The 17,917-nt window shown below is 72.8% G+C and carries 16 protein-coding genes; 8 read left to right on the top strand and 8 right to left on the bottom strand.

Annotated features, from left to right (window positions below; genetic code table 11):
• Positions 1-8 precede the first annotated feature (8 nt).
• A complete protein-coding gene (locus ACFYQ6_RS24680) occupies positions 9-2,189 on the bottom strand; it encodes a molybdopterin oxidoreductase family protein (protein WP_388764950.1) in 2,181 nt (726 codons plus the stop codon).
• 400 nt (positions 2,190-2,589) lie between these two features.
• The gene (locus tag ACFYQ6_RS24675) at positions 2,590-3,225 is read right to left on the bottom strand and encodes a TetR/AcrR family transcriptional regulator (RefSeq protein WP_361574825.1); all 636 of its coding nucleotides are present in this window, start codon (positions 3,223-3,225) and stop codon (positions 2,590-2,592) included.
• A 103-nt stretch (positions 3,226-3,328) separates the two neighbouring features.
• On the opposite strand from ACFYQ6_RS24675, the gene hmgA reads away from it, so the two are divergent.
• The 4 genes from hmgA (at position 3,329) to ACFYQ6_RS24655 (ending at position 8,182) form a co-directional block, all read left to right on the top strand.
• Positions 3,329-4,648 carry a homogentisate 1,2-dioxygenase gene (hmgA, locus tag ACFYQ6_RS24670; RefSeq protein ID WP_361574971.1) on the top strand — a complete coding sequence of 440 codons (1,320 nt, stop codon included), beginning with the start codon at positions 3,329-3,331 and terminating at the stop codon, positions 4,646-4,648.
• A 43-nt stretch (positions 4,649-4,691) separates the two neighbouring features.
• Positions 4,692-5,468: a GntR family transcriptional regulator gene (locus ACFYQ6_RS24665; protein ID WP_388764947.1), complete on the top strand. Its 777-nt coding sequence runs from the start codon at positions 4,692-4,694 to the stop codon at positions 5,466-5,468.
• Between the two features lie 71 nt (positions 5,469-5,539).
• A complete protein-coding gene (locus tag ACFYQ6_RS24660; RefSeq protein WP_388764944.1) occupies positions 5,540-6,763 on the top strand; it encodes a type ISP restriction/modification enzyme in 1,224 nt (407 codons plus the stop codon).
• Between the two features lie 186 nt (positions 6,764-6,949).
• The gene (locus tag ACFYQ6_RS24655; RefSeq protein ID WP_388764942.1) at positions 6,950-8,182 is read left to right on the top strand and encodes a CaiB/BaiF CoA transferase family protein; all 1,233 of its coding nucleotides are present in this window, start codon (positions 6,950-6,952) and stop codon (positions 8,180-8,182) included.
• A gap of 10 nt (positions 8,183-8,192) precedes the next feature.
• On the opposite strand, the gene ACFYQ6_RS24650 is transcribed toward ACFYQ6_RS24655, so the two are convergent.
• Positions 8,193-8,456 (bottom strand): hypothetical protein, encoded by a 264-nt coding sequence (locus ACFYQ6_RS24650; protein WP_145806706.1) that lies wholly within the window; start codon positions 8,454-8,456, stop codon positions 8,193-8,195.
• 434 nt (positions 8,457-8,890) lie between these two features.
• Positions 8,891-9,700, bottom strand: a complete 810-nt coding sequence (locus ACFYQ6_RS24645) for an SGNH/GDSL hydrolase family protein (RefSeq protein ID WP_361574839.1) — start codon at positions 9,698-9,700, stop codon at positions 8,891-8,893.
• A gap of 300 nt (positions 9,701-10,000) precedes the next feature.
• Between ACFYQ6_RS24645 and ACFYQ6_RS24640 the strand changes: the two genes are divergently transcribed.
• On the top strand, positions 10,001-11,104 hold the full coding sequence (locus ACFYQ6_RS24640; protein WP_388764940.1) for a DUF5925 domain-containing protein: 1,104 nt from the start codon (positions 10,001-10,003) through the stop codon (positions 11,102-11,104).
• A gap of 187 nt (positions 11,105-11,291) precedes the next feature.
• On the opposite strand, the gene ACFYQ6_RS24635 is transcribed toward ACFYQ6_RS24640, so the two are convergent.
• Entirely contained in the window at positions 11,292-11,666 is a 375-nt protein-coding gene (locus tag ACFYQ6_RS24635) for a GntR family transcriptional regulator (RefSeq protein WP_361574851.1), read from the bottom strand.
• Between the two features lie 93 nt (positions 11,667-11,759).
• Between ACFYQ6_RS24635 and ACFYQ6_RS24630 the strand changes: the two genes are divergently transcribed.
• Positions 11,760-12,680 carry a GNAT family N-acetyltransferase gene (locus tag ACFYQ6_RS24630; protein ID WP_388764938.1) on the top strand — a complete coding sequence of 307 codons (921 nt, stop codon included), beginning with the start codon at positions 11,760-11,762 and terminating at the stop codon, positions 12,678-12,680.
• Positions 12,661-13,161 carry a DUF402 domain-containing protein gene (locus ACFYQ6_RS24625; RefSeq protein WP_361574857.1) on the top strand — a complete coding sequence of 167 codons (501 nt, stop codon included), beginning with the start codon at positions 12,661-12,663 and terminating at the stop codon, positions 13,159-13,161. Before ACFYQ6_RS24630 ends, ACFYQ6_RS24625 begins: the two co-directional genes overlap by 20 nt.
• A 15-nt stretch (positions 13,162-13,176) precedes the next feature.
• Here ACFYQ6_RS24625 and ACFYQ6_RS24620 read toward each other — a convergent pair whose 3' ends face one another.
• The 3 genes from ACFYQ6_RS24620 to ACFYQ6_RS24610 all read right to left on the bottom strand — a co-directional run bounded on the left by ACFYQ6_RS24620 (position 13,177) and on the right by ACFYQ6_RS24610 (position 16,132).
• Positions 13,177-13,836 carry a GntR family transcriptional regulator gene (locus tag ACFYQ6_RS24620; RefSeq protein WP_361574860.1) on the bottom strand — a complete coding sequence of 220 codons (660 nt, stop codon included), beginning with the start codon at positions 13,834-13,836 and terminating at the stop codon, positions 13,177-13,179.
• A gap of 587 nt (positions 13,837-14,423) precedes the next feature.
• Complete coding sequence (locus ACFYQ6_RS24615; protein WP_361574863.1) at positions 14,424-15,383, bottom strand: ABC transporter permease; 960 nt, start codon at positions 15,381-15,383, stop codon at positions 14,424-14,426.
• The gene (locus ACFYQ6_RS24610) at positions 15,380-16,132 is read right to left on the bottom strand and encodes an ABC transporter ATP-binding protein (protein ID WP_361574866.1); all 753 of its coding nucleotides are present in this window, start codon (positions 16,130-16,132) and stop codon (positions 15,380-15,382) included. The genes ACFYQ6_RS24615 and ACFYQ6_RS24610 overlap by 4 nt, the downstream gene beginning before the upstream one ends.
• Positions 16,133-16,545: 413 nt before the next feature.
• Here ACFYQ6_RS24610 and ACFYQ6_RS24605 point away from each other — a divergent pair, with 413 nt between their 5' ends.
• Positions 16,546-17,715, top strand: a complete 1,170-nt coding sequence (locus ACFYQ6_RS24605; protein ID WP_361574869.1) for a hypothetical protein — start codon at positions 16,546-16,548, stop codon at positions 17,713-17,715.
• The last annotated feature ends 202 nt before the right edge of the window (positions 17,716-17,917 follow it).

Genomic DNA, 17,917 nt, shown 5'->3' with positions numbered 1-17,917 from the left:
ACCCCAGGTCAGGGAATTGGCGTGACGGTCACGGGGACGGCGTTGAGCACCGCCGTGCCGGACAGCGGGTCCAGCAGGCTGCCGTCCAGGAGCTGGTTCACATTGACGCCCGGCTCGGCCTCGGCGACCGCCGTCCGGGTGCCCGGGCGGTTGTGACCCCAGCCGTGCGGGAGGCTCACGACTCCCGCTCGTACCGCGTCGGTGATCTCCGTGGGCGCCTCGACCTCACCGCCCGCCGCGGTGATCCGGGCCGGGTCCCCCTCGGCCAGACCGATCCGGGCGGCGTCCTCGGGGTGGATCTGCAGGGTGCAGACGTTCGAGCCGCCGCGGAGTGACGCCACGTTGTGCATCCAGCTGTTGTTGGACCTCAGATGACGGCGGCCGACCAGGACGAGCCCCGCGGGGCACGCGTCCAGCGAGGCCCGCAGCCGGGGCAGGTCGGCGGCGATCGGTTCCGGGAACAGCTCGATGCGGCCGGAGCGGGTCTTGAGCACCTGCGGGACGCGCGACTGAAGCGGGCCGAGGTCGATGCCGTGCGGGTGCGCGAGGAGCTGCTCCAGCGTGAGGCCGTAGGGCCCGAGGCGCAGCATCAGGTCGAGGCGGCGTTCGGCGCCGGTGCGGCCGGTCAGTTCGGCGGCGAGGGTCTCGGGGGCCCCGGCCCTGGCGAGCGTCGAGGCGATGACCAGGTCGTCGACGGTCTCCGGCGGCGCTCCGTGGTTGCCTCCGACGGCGAGGACGAGCCGGGCGAGGATCTCGCTCTCGTCCATCCTGCCGTCCTCCAGCGGCACGGCCGGCCTGCTGTAGCGGACCTGGTTGCGGACGGCGAAGGAGTTGAACGCGAAGTCGAAGTGGGCGCTCTGCGAGGGCGGCGGCGGGGGCAGCACGACGTCCGCGTGGCGCGCGGTCTCGTTGAGGTAGGGATCGACGCTGACCATGAAGTCGAGGCCGTCGGAGAGCGCCCGGTCCAGGCGGTCGCCGTCGGGCGCGGAGAGCACCGGATTGCCCGCGATGACGATGAGGGCGCGGATGCGGCCCTCCCCCGGGGTCTCGATCTCCTCGGCGAGCGCGGCGGCGGGCAGTTCCCCCTTGGCCTCGGGGTGGCCGGAGACCCTGCTCCTCCAGCGGCCGAGGGCGAAGCCCTTGCCGGGGGCGGCGGGCCGGGGCGCCCGGGCGGTGGCGGAGAGCGGGAAGAGCGCGCCACCCGGGCGGTCCAGGTTGCCGGTGAGGATGTTGAGTACGTCGACGAGCCAGCTGGCCAGGGTGCCGTGCTCGACGGTGCAGCTGCCGATGCGCCCGTATACGGCGGCGGCGGGAGCCGCGGCGAGTTCGCGGGCCATCTCCCGGATGGTGTCCGCCTCCAGGTCACAGGCGGAGGCCACCGCCTCCGGCGTGAAGTCCCCCATGGCCCCGGCCAGTTCGTCCAGCCCGTCGAGGTGGTCCGCGAGCGCTCCGGGGTCGGCGAGCTTCTCCTCCAGGAGGACCTGCGTGAGCGCGGCGAGCAGGAGGGCGTCGGTGCCGGGCCGGATCGCGGCGTGCCGGTCGGCGAGGCGCGCGGTGCGGGTGCGGCGCGGGTCGACGACGGTGAGGGTGCCGCCCCGCTTGCGCAGCGCCTTGAGCTTGCCGGGGAAGTCGGGGGCGGTGCAGAGACTGCCGTTGGACTCCAGGGGGTTGGCACCGATCAGCAGCAGATGGGCGGTGCGGTCCAGGTCCGGTACGGGGATGGCGTGGGCGTCGCCGAAGAGGAGTCCGCTGGAGACGTGCTTGGGCATCTGGTCGAGCGTGCTCGCGGTGAAGACGTTGCGGGTGCCGAGCGCGGAGAGCAGCAGCGGCGGATAGAGCCCGCCGGCCATCGTGTGCACGTTGGGGTTGCCGAGGAAGACTCCGACGGCCTGTTTGCCGTGCTCGGCGATCAGGGCCGGGATCTTCGCGGCGATCACGTCGAAGGCCTCGTCCCAGGTCGCCTCGCGCAGGACGCCGTCCGTGCGGACGAGCGGGGTGCGAAGCCGGTCGGGGTCGGCGTCGAGCCCGCCGAAGGAAGCGCCCTTGGGACAGATGAAGCCCTGGCTGAAGACGTCGTCGCGGTCACCGCGAGCCCCGGTCACCGTGGTCCCCTCGATGGTGAGGGTGAGTCCGCAGGTGGCTTCACAGAGCGGGCAGACACGCAGGGCGGTGCGGGAATCGTGGGACATGGGCCCTCCCCGGGGCGGCGGCAGCGGTGGCGCGCGGGCGTGATCCGGCCTCCCGCCCCCGCACGGCAGGTGCGGGCTCCGGCCGAGTCGAGCATACCGACCGGTACGGATGCTGGCGAGACGCCGACGCCACCGTTGTGCGCCGCCCGGGCCCAGTTGCGCGAGGCCCCCCTATGGGAGATGCGCGTGCCCGCCCGGACCCAGGTGCGCGAGGACCCGTACCGGACGTGCGCGCGCCCGCCCGGCCCCAGGTGTGCGAGGACCCGTACCGGACGTGCGCGCGCCGCCCGGCCCCAGAGGCCCGATGCCCCGTACCGGAGGTACGCGCGCCCGCCCGGGCCCGGTTGTCCGAGGGCCCGTGGAGGACCCGTACCGGAGGTGCGCGCCCGCCCCGCTCCGGTTATTCGAGGACGCGCGCCAGATAGGCCTGGAGCAGGATCCGGGTCTCGCCGATCAGGTCCGGGTCGCCGTCCGGGTCGGAGCGGAAGGCGAGTTGGAGCAGGGCGTCGGCGGCCTGCACGCTGACCAGGACGGTCCGCAGGAGGCCCGCCTCGGAGACCGCCCCGTCGCGCCCCCGGCCCAGATGCCGCGAGAGCAGGTCGGCGAGCCGCCCGGCCACCCGCCGGTTCACCTCGTCGAGCGGTCCGGCGTCCGGAGGGGGCGGGCCGAAGTCGACGAGGGCGAAGCCCGGCACGGAGCGCTTCATGGCGAGGTACTCGTCGAGCACGGCGTCGATGGCCGCACGCCACTCCTGCTCGGGTATCACCTCCAGCCGGGCGACGACCCGCCCCGCGTAGGCCTCCAGGTTGCGCTCGGCCAAGGCGTCGACCAGCGCTCTCTTGTTGGGGAAGAAGCGGTAGAGGGAACCGATGGGGACGCCGGCACGGTCGGCGACCGCCCGGGTGGAGAGCAACTCGTAGCCGGTCTCGTCGAGCAGCGCGGCGCCGGCGTCGAGGATCCGGGCGAGCCGGTCGGCGCTGCGCTGCTGCACGGGGACGCGTCGGAGGTTCGTATGAGCGTGGGACACGGGCTCCATGATGCATGTATGCCGTTGACGGGCCACGTTTCGATTCCTACGGTGATGCATAGGATTCTTCGTGAGGGGATCCGCGGGATCCACCGTCCACCGGGAGCGCATGATGAGCGGCATCGAGCAGGCGAGGAAGACGGCGAGGAGTCTCGGCCACAGTGCGGGCTTCGGCAACGAGCACAGCTCGGAGGCCGTCGCCGGGGCTCTGCCGCACGGCCGCAACTCCCCCCAGCGCGCGCCTCTCGGGCTGTACGCGGAGCAGCTCAGCGGCTCGGCCTTCACCGAACCCCGCGCCCGTAACCGCCGGTCGTGGCTGTACCGGATCCGGCCCTCGGCCGCCCACCCGGCCTTCGTCCGCATCGACAACGGCACCCTGCGCAGCGCCCCCTTCACCGAGACGGTGCCCGACCCCAACCGGCTGCGCTGGGACCCTCTCCCCGAGCCCGCCCCCGGCACCGACTTCCTGACCGGCCTGTGGACGCTGGGCGGCAACGGCGACGTCACCCAGCGCACGGGAATGGCCGTGCACCTCTACAGCGCGAACTCCTCCATGACCGACCGGGTCTTCAGCGACTCCGACGGCGAGCTCCTGATCGTCCCGGAGCACGGCGGGCTGCTGCTCCGTACCGAACTCGGACTGCTGGCGGCCGGCCCCGGCCAGGTGGCGCTGATCCCCCGGGGTGTCCGCTTCCGCGTCGAGCTGCTGGACGCCACGGCCCGCGGCTACGTCTGCGAGAACTACGGTCAGCCGTTCGTGCTGCCGGACCTCGGCCCGATCGGGGCCAACGGCCTGGCGAACGCGCGGGACTTCCTGGCGCCCGTCGCCGCCTTCGAGGACCGCGAGGGCCCGGTCGAGGTGGTCAACAAGTTCTGCGGGAACCTCTGGTCGGCGACGTACGGCCACTCGCCGCTCGACGTCGTCGCCTGGCACGGCAACCACACGCCGTACGTCTACGACCTGCGCCGCTTCAACGTCCTCGGGACCATCAGCTACGACCACCCGGACCCGTCGATCTTCACGGTGCTGACCTCGCCGTCCGACACCCCCGGTCTGGCCGGCGTCGACTTCGTCGTCTTCGCCCCGCGCTGGCTGGTCGGCGAGGACACCTTCCGCCCGCCGTACTTCCACCGGAACGTGATGAGTGAGTACATGGGCCTGATCGAAGGCGCGTACGACGCCAAGGCGGGTGGCTTCGTACCGGGCGGCGGCTCCCTGCACAACATGATGTCGGCGCACGGGCCGGACCGGGAGACCTTCGACCGGGCGAGCGCGGCGGAGCTCGTACCGCAGAAGATCGACGACGGCCTGGCGTTCATGTTCGAGACGCGCTGGCCGGTCGCCGCGACCGCACAGGCCGCGGGCGCGGACCATCTCCAGCGCGGTTACGACGACGTGTGGCAGGGTCTGAGCCGCAACTTCCGGCCGTGACACCGCGCGGCCGGCCGCAGCCCAGGGAGTTCAGGTGAACGGGATGAATCAGATCGACGAGGCGAACCGCCCGCCCGGGTTCGCCCCCGACTCCCTCGTGCTGAACCGGAAGCTGCCCCTCTGGTACCAGGTCTCGCAGTCTCTGCGCGCCTCCATACTCGGCCGCCCCCAGGACGCCTCGACGCGGCTGCCGACCGAGGAACAGCTCGCCGTGCACTACGGCGTCAGCGTCCTCACCATGCGCCAGGCCCTCAAGGAGCTGGAGAGCGAGGGTCTGATCAGCAGGCACCGCAGGCGCGGGACGTTCATCGAGCCGCGCGCCCGGCGGGTCTCCCCGGTGCGGCTGCTCGGTTCGATCGACGCGATCGTCGCGCAGCAGTCGGGTGAGCGCACGACCGTGCTCGGCCACGGCCGGACACCCGTACCCGGCGATCTCGCCGAGTTCTTCCCGGGCTGTCCCGAGGTGATGAGCTACCGGCGGCTGCGCTGCGACGAGGCCACGGACGAGCCCACCAACTGGGCGGAGAACGCCGTACGTCCGGAGCTCGCGGCCCGCATCGACGTGGCCGACCTGGAGCGGTGGCCGATGACCAAGGTGCTGCGTGACGCCGTCGGCGTACGGATCTCGCGGATCACGGACACCGTCGAGGCCCGCCTCGCCGACCCCGTCACGGCCGAGCTGCTCCAGGTGCCGCTGCTCAGCCCGATCCTGCACTACACCGGCGTGACGTACGACGAGGAGGGCGCGGTCGTGGACGTGGCCCGCATCCGTTACCGGGGAGACCGCTTCTCCTTCTCGGTGACCGTCGAAGCGCACTGACGGCGGGGCCGCGAGGGCGGGGTCGTTACGATGCCGGAGGCGGCGGACGTGGCGACGGGGAGGACGACACGGTGGCAGCACGGGTGGCGGCCGGAGCCGGCGGGGGCGACGCGCCCCCGCTGCTGGACGACCTCATGCCCTGGTCGGTCCGGCCCCTGAGAACGGGACGCTCCTGGGTGACCGCGCCGGACGCCTCCTCCCTCCGGGCCCGCTGGGACCTGCTGGCCGGGGCCGAAGGAGCGGAGCAGGCGCGGCTGTTCGGGCCGAGCCGCTCCCGTACGCCGCTGACCCCGGCCGCCGCTCTGCCGGGCCGGGCCACCGGGACGAGCGCGTTCGCCCGGGACCCCGGGCCGTATCCCGAGCCCGTACGCATCCTGCACGGCCCCTTCGACGAACAGTGGCTGATCCCCGACCACCGGCTGCTGGACGCCGCCCGGCCGGAGCTGTGGCGGGTCGCCGACGGCCATCAGCTCTTCGCGGTCGAGCACGGGTATGTGCCGCAGGGCACCGGGCCCGCCCTCGCCGCCTCCGCGCTGCTGCCCGACGGGCACTCCCCCGCCGGGCGCCCCGGACGCATACGGCCGCTCTACCGGCGCCCCGGAGGGCTGAAGCCCAACCTCGCCCCGGGTCTGTCCGGCCTGCTGGGCGCCCGCTACGGGCAGCCGGTCACCGCCGAGTCCGTGCTCGCCTGGGCCCTGGCCGCAGCCCTGCCCTCGCCCGGCGGCCCGGTCGTGCCGCTGCCCGCGGACGGGGCGCTGTGGGCGCAGGGCGTCGAACTGGGCCGGGAGCTGCTGCGGGTGCAGCTGCGCGGGGCGCGTGGCGGCGAGCGGCCACGGCTTCCGGGCGGCCGTCGTCCGTACGTCCGGGCCGCGCTTCCGCCCCGGCCTGACGCGATGAGCTACGACGCCGACGACGAGGCGCTGGTCATCGGCGAAGGACGCATCTCGCCCGTGCCCGTCGGGGCCTGGGACTTCCGGGTCGGCGGGGTGCGGATGCTGGAGCTCTGGTTCGGGCGGCGTACGGCCCCGGCGGAGGGGCTGGCCGCGGTGGGGCCGCGCGGCTGGCCGCGCGAACGGACCTCGGAGCTGCTCGAACTGATCACCGTGCTCGCCCTGCTCGACGGCCTCGGTCCCCGGCAGGAGGCCCTGCGGGCCGCACTGGCCGGGTCTGAGCCTCTGCCCCGGAGCGGGCTGCGTGCCGCCGGGGTGCTGCCCGTACCCGCCTCGGCGCGGCGCCCCGCCTCCGTGCTGGACCACGAGGAGGAAGGACCGGAGGGGCAGTTCGCCCTGTTGTGACGTCCGAGCACACGCCCGTGAGGGGACGGACCGGCCGCGCAGACGCCTCATGAGCGGACGGACCGGCCGCGCTGACGCCTCATGAGGTCACGGACGGGCCGCACAGAGGCCCGAGAGGTGACGGACGGGCCGCGTACGCGCCCGTGAGGTGACAGACGGCCCACGCGCACGGTAAGCACGCTGCCCATGAGCAGCACACAGCCTCTCCCGCTGGAAGGCGTCACCGTGGTGGCCGTCGAACAGGCCGTCGCCGCCCCCTTCGCGACCCGGCAGCTCGCCGACCTCGGCGCACGGGTCGTCAAGATCGAGCGACCCGACGGAGGTGACTTCGCGCGGGGTTACGACACCGCGGCGCGCGGGCTCGCCTCCCACTTCGTCTGGTGCAACCGCGGCAAGGAGTCGGTCGCAGTCGACCTCAAGGACCCACGCGGCCTGGAGGTGGCGAAACGGCTCGTCGCCGGGGCCGACGTGTTCGTGCAGAACCTCGCGCAGGGGGCCGCCGCCCGGCTGGGCCTGGACGCCGCCACCCTCTGCGCCGCCCACCCCCGGCTGGTGGCCGTGGACATCTCCGGCTACGGGGCCGAGGGCCCGTACGCCCACAAGCGGGCCTACGACATGCTCGTCCAGTGCGAGGCGGGCCTCGTGTCCGTCACGGGCACCCCGGAGCAGCCCGTGAAGGCGGGGATCCCCGCAGCCGACATCGCCGCGGGGATGTACGCCTTCTCCGGGGTGCTGGCGGCCCTGCTGAGGCGCGCGACCACCGGGCGCGGGGGTCCGGTCGAGATCTCGATGCTGGACTCGCTGGCCGAGTGGATGGGGCATCCGCTGCACCACGGGATGCACGGAGGGGAGTCCCCGGTACGCACGGGACTCGCACACGCGGTCATCGCCCCGTACGACGCGTACGCCACCGCGGACGGCGAGCGGGTGCTGCTCTCCGTGCAGAACGACCGGGAGTGGCGGCGGCTCGCGGACCAGGTGCTGGAACGGCCCGAACTGGCCGGCGACCCCGACTTCGCGACGAACACCGCGCGGACGGCCAACCGGGGCCGGACGGACGCGGTCGTGGCCGGCGCGCTCGCGGCGCTGAGCGGCGACGAGGCGCTGACACGGCTGGAGGCGGCGGGCATCGCCTGCGCCCGGCTGAACACGGTCGCGGATGTGGCCGCGCACCCTCAGCTGGCCGCACGGGACCGGTGGCGGGAGGTGACCACGCCTGCCGGCGCGCTACGGACGCTGCTGCCCCCGATCACGCTGCCGGGCGGGGCGCCGGCGCCGATGGGTGCCGTACCGGCGCTAGGGGAACACACCGACGCAACGCTGCGGGCCCTGGGGATGACGGGCGGGCAGACAGCAGCACTGCGTCGGGACGGAGTGATCGTGGACGCGGCCCTGAGCGGAGGGCCGGACCGGTCATGACAACCGTCGGTCAGTGGCGGCTGCCGAAGAGCGAGCGCCGCAGTCGCCGCAGCGGGGCGAAGAGCGAGACACGCGCGCTCCTGCTCCGGCGGCTGTGCGCGGCGTCGCGCGAGGTGAGCTCGAGCATCAGCAGCGTCGCCTCCGCCGACTCCCGCTGCGGGACGACGGGGCCGCCCAGCACTGCGAGATGGCGGTCGAGGCGCGAACTGGTCGCACCGCTCCCACACGTAATGGCAGGCACACGCGGCCTGCTGCGCACCGTTATCTGTTCCATGTCACTCCCCACCCGTACGAGGGCACCCGGCCCGGGCAGGTTAACCCTATCGTCCCGCGATGACACTCGTGTATCCCGGCCGCAGGATTGCACACTCGAGTACGGGGGTTGACGGCCCGTTACCGCACCTTGCCGGTTACGCACGGGAAAGGTCAACTCGGCGGCGAACCGGCTGCTCGGCAGGGGTCCCCGGTGCGGTGCGGTGGTCGCGCGGGGGCGCACGCCGGGTCCGCCTTTCGCCTCTGACGATCCGAAGTGCTTCCGTACGCCGCCGATGACGCACGCTTCACCGGTGACGCACGCCACCGGTCACGCACGCCACCGGTCACGCACGCAGAGGAGGCCCCGGCAGCGCGGGGCCTCCTCCGGGCGTGCGGCCGGAGCGGCGAGGGTGTGAGGTACGTGAGGCGAGGTGTGCCGCGCGGCGCGTGCGGTCAGGCCTTGGAGCTGAGGACCGGCAGATAGCCACCGGACTGGCCGGCGGCGGTGGGGTGGTAGGACTCGCCGATGTTGAGCCAGTTCACGCTGTGCAGCCAGGCGCTGCCCGAGCAGATCTCGTGCCCGGTGAAGGTCGAGGTGACGTCCCCGAAGGCGAAGCCGTGGTCCGCGGCGCGCTTGGCGGTGGCGGCGTTGAGGTGGTCGGCGGCGCCGTTGATGGCGGCGCGTTCGTTCTCGCTCAGGCCGGCGATGCAGCTTCCGGCAAGCTTGTAGAAGCGGGGGTAGCCGAGGACGACGACGCGGGCTGCGGGCGATTTGGCGCTGATCGCCGTGTACACGGAGTCCAGCCTGCCGGGGAGCGTCGAGTCGACGAAGGCGCGGGCGGTGGCGATCCGGCTGAGGCAGGTCGCCTCGGACTGCAGGACGCAGGTGGTCATGACGTCCGCGAAGCCCGCGTCGTTCCCGCCCACGGAGATCGAGACGAGGTCGGTGGAGGCGCTGAGGGAGGAGAGCTGACCGCTCGTCACATCGCCGGTCGTGGCCCCCGAGCAGGCCTTGAAGGCGAACGAGGCCGGGCTGTTGGCCGCGGCCCACAGGGCGGGGTAGGCGCGGGTGCTGCGCTTGCAGCCGCCGCTCGCGCTGTCGTAGCTCCCGGCACCGACCCCCGAGGAGTAGGAGTCGCCGAGGGCGACGTAGTCGACGGCCTGTACGGATTCCTTGGCCTGGGCGACGCCCGCACCGGTCAGGGCGAGAACGGTACCGAGCAGGAGAGAGGACGAGAACGCCACGAGTCTGGACATTTTCATGAGACCTCCTTGGGCAGGATCTCTGCCTGCTCCGTGGTAGCAGTACGGACCCAACCTTCGGAAGTGTTCATGCCAAGATGCTTCGGCAAAGCGTTCCTGACCACCCCCTGGCGGCGCGTCACATCGAAATCCGGCATCCAGCTCACTGTGGGGCAAAGTCGCCACGCGGCCGGCCGCCGACCGGGGCTGATCCCGGGGTGCCGGGCGGGCGGGATCCCCCGCCCGGCGTCCGGCGGCGGCCCGCCCCGTCGCCGGGCAGCTCGTGAAACCTGGGTGCGCGGTGTGCCGCCGTGCCGGATCATGGGCGCCATGTCTGCCAACCCCGAGTCCGCCCTGCCGATCCGGCTCAACGTCGACGACAGCGATTCACCCTCGGACGTCGTGGACGCGCTGTTCCTGGGCCGCTTCGCCACGGGTGAGCAGCCCTATTCGCACAGTTCCTCCCTCGACCGGGTGAAGTCGGGGGCGACCCTGCTTCCCGTGGAGGCCAGGGTGCTGAGGGCGGCACGCGACGACGACCGCAGCGCGACGCTCGCGGAGGGGGACGGCTGGACGCTGCTGATCTCGCGGTGGAGCCGCGGCGCCGACGTCACGGTGACCGCGACCAGTCCCGAACTGGCGCAGAAGGTGCTGTCGGAGGCGACCGACGGGGCGAAGGACGAGCCGGAACCGCAGCCGGAGAACGTGACCATGGGTTTCTGGTACGTCTCCCCGCGCCGCGGCCCGCACCGCACCACGCGGCAGATCGCCGCCGGGACCTGGGAGGAGGTCCGGCCCAACTACACGGCGCCGGTGGCCGATGCGATGGACCGGCTGATGAAGGTCACGCCGGACGACATCGCGGGGCGGCTGCTCCTGCTGCACGGGCCGCCGGGCACCGGCAAGACCTCCGCGCTGCGCACGCTCGCACGGTCGTGGCGCGACTGGTGCCAGGTCGACTGCGTACTGGACCCGGAGCGGCTCTTCAACGACGTCGGCTATCTGATGGACATCGCCATCGGTGAGGACGACGGTTCGGCGAAGGGCCGGTGGCGCCTGCTGCTTCTCGAGGACTGCGACGAGCTCATCCGCGGCGAGGCCAAGCACACGGCCGGGCAGGCGCTGTCCCGGTTGCTGAACCTGACGGACGGTCTGCTGGGGCAGGGGCGCAACGTGCTGGTGGGGGTCACGACCAACGAGGACCTGGAGCGGCTGCACCCCGCGGTCGTCAGGCCGGGACGCTGCCTGGCACGTATCGAGGTGGGCGCGCTCACCCGCGCGGAGTCGGTGTCCTGGCTCGGCACGGAAGCGGGCCTCGGCCGGGAGGGCGCCACGCTCGCCGAGCTCTACGCCCTGCGGCGCGGCACCGGCCCGGCGTCCGTGCCGAAGCAGGACGCGGGGGCCGACGCGGGGCTGTACCTCTGATCCGACGGGCAGACCGCCGCGCATGAACGCACTGCCCCCGCGCGAGGGAGCGCCGGGGGCACCTCGCAGGCCGCACGGGACGCCCAGGGTCACCCCGCAGGCCGCACGGGACGCGGAGGGTCACCCCGCAGGCCGGCCGCACGGGACGCCCAGCGTCACCCCCGCAGGCAGCACAACCCGCGGAGGGTCACCTCGCGTAGGCCGCCCGGACCGCGTCCTCGGCCAGCGTGAGCGCGTCGGCCTGTGACAGGCCCAGCCGGCGCGCCTGTTCGGCGTACTCCTGCGCCGCCGTCGCCGCGTGGCGTGCGGCGGCGTCGCCTGCCGCGGCGACGAAGGTGCCGTTGCGGCCCCGCGTCTCGATCACGCCGTCGCTCTCCAGCGCGCGGTAGGCCTTGGCCACGGTGTTGGCGGCTAGGCCCAGTTCACCCGCGAGGCCGCGTACGGTCGGGAGCCGGAAGCCGACGGGCAGGGCGCCGGAGCGGGCCTGTTCGGACAGCTGGGCGCGCAGCTGTTCGTACGGTGCGGTGGCGGAATCCGGGTCAACGGCGATCTTCAGGGTCACGCGCCGATTCTCTCGCACCACGCGTCCCGGCACCGCAGGTCACCGCCGGAAATTCGCGCGCGGGCCGGCGGCTCCCCGCGTTAGCGTGCGTTTATGACGGTACTCGTGCGTGACTTCCTGCCCTCCGACGCCGAAGCCTGGGTGCGGGTGAGGCGGGCCGCGCTTCCGTACATGGTGACGACGCCGGAGCAGGTGCTGAGTGATCTGGCCTCGGCCCATCCCGACCGGCACTACCGGCTGCTGGTGGCCGAGGAGGACGGCGAGGTGATCGGCACCGCGCAGGTCGGCGTCTCCCACGAGAGCGCGAAGCCCGGCCAGGGGTTCTGCAACCCGTACGTACTCCCCGGCAGGACGGGACGCGGGGCGGGGTCGCTGCTCGCGCGGACCGGTGAGGAGTATCTGGCCGGAGTCGGTGCGACCGAGGTGTATGCCTGGGTGCTCGACGAAGCGGCCAACCGCGCGTTCGCCACGAAGCGCGGATACGCGCCGCGCAGGCCGGCGCACTTCCTCCGTCTGGACCTGGCGGGCGGCGCGCTGCCGCCGGTCCCGGAGCTCCCTGCCGGGGTGGAGCTGCGCACCGCCGCCGACTACGAGCACGACCCGCGCCCGCTGTTCGAGGCGGACGCGGAGACGACCGCGGACGAGCCGAGCGACACCCCGGTGGAGTTCTCCGACTACGAGAACTGGCTGGCCACGACCTGGCGGCAGCCCGGCTTCGACCACGCGCTCACCACGGTCGTCGTGGTGGACGGCAAGGTCGCGGCGTTCAGCGTCGCGCAGACCGACGGTCTGACCCGCTACTGGTCGGGCATGACCGGCACCATGCGGGCCTTCCGCGGCCGGGGTCTCGCCAAGCTCGCCAAGTGTGACTCGCTGCACCGGTCGCGCGCCGCCGGATACACGGACGCCTACACCGGCAACGACGCCGACAACGGGCCGATGCTGGCGATCAACCGCTGGTTCGGCTACGAGATCTGTGCCACGGAGGTACGTCATGTCCGCACACTCGTCTGACCCCTCGGCCACGGTGACGGTCGCCCTGGTCAAGGCCGGTCGCACCAAGATCCGCTACCCGGCCGAGCAGGTGAGCGACGACGGGACCAGGATCACCGTCCGGGCTCCCTGGGCGGCCCCGGGGGTCCGGGACTTCGGCTTCGTGCGGTTCGAGCCGGGCGATGTCCTCACCGAGCACTACTGGCGCGACCGGTGGTACGCCGTGAAGGAGGTCCGTACCGGTGACGGTGAACTGAAGGGCTGGTACTGCGACATCACCCGGCCCGCCGTGCTCCGGGGTGCCGAGCTCCTGGTCGAGGACCTGGATCTCGACCTGTGGGTGTCGGCCGACGGCTCGTCCGTGCTGCGCCTGGACGAGGACGAGTTCGAGGAGAGCGGGCTTGCCGGGCGCGACCCCTCGGCGGCGGAGGCGGCCGTGCGGGCACTGGACGAGCTGGAGACCCTGGCCCGCGCCGAGGGCCTGGCGGGGCTGGTGGCCTGATCCGGCCGGGTGTACTCAGCTCTCGTCGGCCGTCCAGCGGCGCATCCGGACGGTGAGGGCAGCGACATGGGCGGCGGCCGCCGTCTGGGCGGTGGGCGCGTCTCCCGCGTCGATGGCGGCCAGGATCGTGCGGTGTTCCCGCAGGGCGAGTTCCCTGTTGTGCTGCGAGGACCAGAGGGCCGAGCGGTAGAGATGGGCCTGGGCGTCGAGGCGGTGCAGGGCGTCGCTGAGGGCGGTGTTGGCCGCGAGCGCCCGGATCGCGGTGTGGAACTCCAGGTCGAGAGCGGCCTCGCGCTGCGGGTCGGGGGCCTCACCGAGCAGCGCCTCCTGCCGTGCGACGAGCGCTTCCAGGGCGGCGACATCGCTCGTACGGGCGCGGAGCGTGGCCTCTCTCGCCGCAAGGCCGTCCAGCACCTCGCGGACCTGGAGCACGGCGAAGACGGACTCCTGGTCGAGCTGGGCGACCTTCGCTCCGGCGTGCGGGATGTGCACGGCGAGACCGTCGTAGATGAGGCGCTGTACCGACTCGCGTACGGGGCTGCGGCTGACGTCCATCTCGGCGGCGAGCGCGGGGACGCTGAGCGGGGCGCCGGGGACGAGGTCGCCGCCGAAGATCCGGTCCAGCAGGCGCTGGTACACGGCGTCGGCCAGGAGTTCGCCGCTGTCGAGGGTCATGGTTCTCCTGGGCGCGGGGCCCGCCGTGCCGGCCGCCGGACGTGCGGGTCTGCGTCCCGGCGCCGGGGCGGTGGGTGCTGGGGTGGTGGTCATGCGGGGTGGTCGTCCCTCACATTCCGGGCCGAGCATAGTGCGCCCGGCCGGCTGACGGGTTGCGTGGGCCCTGCGGGCTCGCGCGCCGGGCTGTACGTTGCTGTCGCTCGTCGAACCGTGGCCCGGGGGACTCATGGAACGACCGCCCGACCGCGCCGCGTCGGTCCAGCGCTTCTCCACCGAGCCCGTCGCCCGGGTGCTCGCCGTCGTGGCGGTCCTCCTCCGGATCGGCCTGCCCACGGTCTTCTCGACCCCCGGCGACCAGGTGCGGGTGATCGTGGCGGTGCCGGGCTGGTCACGGTGCGGCTGGTTCTGCTCCCGCTCACGGCGGCCGTGGTCTTCGCGTAGCCGGCCCGGCCCGCCCGGGCGGCGGTCCCGGTGTCCGTGCCGGCCGCCGCGGTGCTCGCCACCGAACGCCCGCGGTGGAGGTGGCTGTTGCCGCCGGACCGCACGGAACGAGCGGAACGCACGGGCTGGCGGCCGGCGGCACGGTGTCAGCGGCGGTCGCCCGAGCTGTGCCAGCGGCCCACCACGGCCTGCGAGGCGAGCGTGAAGACGGTGTACACCGCGATGCCGAACAGCGAGGCGAGCGCGATCGCGGCGATGAGGTCCTCGGAGCGCAGCGTCGCCCGGTAGGTGTCGAGCAGGGTTCCGATGCCGGGCTCCCCCTTGGCGAAGAACATGTCGCCGAGGATGGCGCCGATGACGACCTGCCCGGAGGCGATGCGCAGCCCGGTGAACACCGAGGGCAGCGCGGCGGGAAGTTCGAGGCTGACGAGGCGGCGGACCCTGGAGGCACGGCCGAGGGTGAACAGTTCGTGCAGGCCACGGTCGACGGAGCGCAGGCCGAAGTGGGTGTTGGTGATGACGGGGAACAGCGCGATCATCACGCAGACGATGACCCGGGAGCCGGTACCGAAGCCGAACCACAGGCCGATGAGCGGGACGATCGCGAGGACCGGGATGACCTGGAGCATGACGGCGTACGGATAGACGAGGCGTTCGACCCACCGGGCCTGGTTCATGAGGGAGCCGGTGCCGATACCGATCAGCGCGGCGAGGACGAAGCCGATGGCGGCGATCCTGGCCGTCACCCCGAGCGCCTGGAGCATGGGTTCCAGATGGACGGGGTCGGCGAGCGACCGTGAGACCACCTGGTGCGGGGGCGGGAGCAGGAAGCGCCGGGCGGGGTCGAGGAGCAGATAGCTGACGGCGTACCAGACCCCGATGCCGAGGGCCAGTGCGAGTGCGGGCACCGCGACGGCGGCGAGGGCCCGCCGAGCCCGGGAGGATGAGCCGGGGGCGGCGGGCGGGGCGGCCTCGGCGGGCTTCGCGGTGAGGTTCCCGGCGGACGTGCCGGCGGACGTGCCGGTGAGCTCCTCGGGTGGCTCCTCGGCGGTCCGTTCGGCGGAAGGCGCGGGAGCCGTGCCGGTGGAGGCGGCTGTGCTGGTCATCGGACCTCCTGGAGCAGTGCGGAGACGGCCGCGACGTGTTCGACGTAACGCGGGTCGTAGCGGAGTTCGGGGCCCCGGGCGGCGGGCAGGTCGATGTCGACGACCGCCGCGATCCGGCCGGGGCGCGGGGACATGACGACGACGCGCTGTGCGAGCAGGACGGCCTCGGCCACGGAGTGGGTGACGAACAGGGCGGTGAACCGGCTCTGTTCGTAGAGGCGCAGCAGTTCGACCTGCATGTCCTGGCGGGTGAGTTCGTCGAGGGCGCCGAAGGGTTCGTCGAGCAGCATCACATCGGGGCGGAGCACGAGGGCCCGGGCGAGCGAGACGCGCATGCGCATGCCGCCGGAGAGCGCGCGGGGCAGCTGGCCGGCGAAGCCACCGAGGCCGACGGCGTCGATCACGGCGTCGACGCGCGCCTCGCGTTCCGCCTTCGGGACCTTCGCCAGCCGGGCGAGCAGGCCGATGTTGCGTCTGACCGTGCGCCAGGGCAGGAGCGTGGCCTCCTGGAAGACGAATCCGACGGAGGAGGTGTCCAGGGCGACGGAGCCGGCGGTGGGCCTCTCCAGTCCGGCGGCGAGGCGCAGGAGGGTGGACTTTCCGCAGCCGGACGGTCCGACGATGGCGGTGAACTGGCCGTCCGGCACCGCGAGGGTGACGTCGTCGAGCGCCTGGGTGCCGGTGGGATAGCGGACACCGACGTGGTCGAACGAGACCCGTACCCCCTTCATCAGATGGCTGGCGTCCACGTGCCGAAGGGTGTCGACGAGGTGCACGGACTCTCCGTTCTGCTGGTGGCGGGGGCCCGGCGCCACCGGGGGGAACCGCTGCGCCGGAATGCCTGCCAGTCTGGAACTGCATGTAACTCGGCACAAGAAGACCTGCGTTAACTTCTCGTGACGCGGCGCGCCCTGAGCCCACTTAAGCCCAAGTTGCAACGGGGTTCGCGCCCCCAGGGCGACCAGCACACACGCCTGAGGCGCTACATGCAATCAACTTTCCAGAACAACAGAATCCAACTGGTTGCATGTAATGACGTCGTAACAGGGCTCCGTCACAGTGGCGCATCGAGGCAGTCGGCCGCTCCCCCGCCGACCGCGACCTCGCACCCCGGCGTATCCGCATCCCGCCCCTCCCGGCGCGACCTTCCCTGGAGAACCGCATGAGGCCCATGACGTTCCGCCGCTTCGGCGCGCTCGCCCTCGCTCTCGGCCCGCTCCTGGCCGCCACGGCCTGCGGTCAGGGCGGTGGCGGCTCGGCCACGGCATCCGTCGACATCGCGCCCGCGGCGGCGGCCGAACGGCTCGACGGGGTCTGTCCCTCCACCGTCGTCGTCCAGCTCCAGTGGCAGCCGCAGTCCGACATGGGCGCGCTCTTCGAGATGCTGGGCCCCGGTTACAGGGTCGACAGCTCCGACAAGTCCGTGACGGGCCCGCTGGTGGCGGGCGGCAAGGACACGGGTGTCGATCTGACGCTCAAGGCGGGCGGACCCGCCATCGGATTCCAGTCCGTGCCCTCGCAGATGTACGCCGACGACTCCGTGCACCTCGGCCTCGTCCACTCCGACCAGCTCATCGCGGCCTCGGGCGCCCAGCGCGTCGTGGGTGTCACCCCGCTGCTCAAGTACAGCCCGGCGATGCTGATGTGGGACCCCGAGGCGCATCCGGGGCTGAGCCTGGACTCGCTGGCCGGCTCCGGGGCGACGGTGCTGGTCTCCAAGGACCAGTTCTACCCGGACTGGCTGGTCGCGAAGGGCCTGGTGAAGAAGAAGCAGCTCGACACCGGTTACGACGGCAACCCGGCCCGCTTCGTCGGCGACCCGGAGGTCGTCCAGCAGGGCTTCGCGAACTCGGAGCCGTACACGTACGAGAAGGAGACACCGGCCTGGGGCAGGAAGGTGGGGTTCCAGCTCCTGAAGGACGCGGGCTACGACATCTACGCGTCCAACCTCGCGGTGCGCGCCGACCGGAGGGAGAAGCTGGCGCCCTGTCTGGAGAAGCTGGTCCCGATCGTGCAGAAGGCGGGTGCCGCGTACATCGGCTCCCCGAAGAGCACGAACGAAACGATCGTCGACGTGGTCTCGCAGGACAGCTCCTACTCCCCCTACACCCAGGGCGAGGCCGACTACAGCGCCGCGTTCCTGAAGGACGAGGGCCTGGTCGCCGAGGAGGCGGACGGTTCGCTCGGGACGTACGACATGAAGCGGGTGGCCTCCTTCGTCGGTGAACTCGCGCCGGTGATACGGGAGAAGGGGTCCGCCGTGCCGGCGGGGCTCAAGCCCGGGGACGTCTTCACCGACGCGTACACCGATCACTCCGTCGGCATCGGCTGACCCCCGCCCCGCAGCCCGTCCCCTCACGCCGGGGTCCGTACCGCGCGAACCGCGCCGGCACGGGCCCCGGCGCCGGCGTATGCGACTCTCCCCCAACCGTGCGCAGGCTCCCTCCGCGACCGGGGCACGCGAGAAGGCCCCGCGGCGGTGGTCGTCGGGGACCACACGCCGCGGGGCCTTCGCCCACCGGGCCGTATACGGC

The organism is Streptomyces sp. NPDC005494 (assembly GCF_042872025.1).
Classification (GTDB): Bacteria; Actinomycetota; Actinomycetes; order Streptomycetales; family Streptomycetaceae; genus Streptomyces.
Note: the sequence above shows the minus strand (reverse complement) of the source record. Positions and strands in the feature narration are given on the sequence as shown.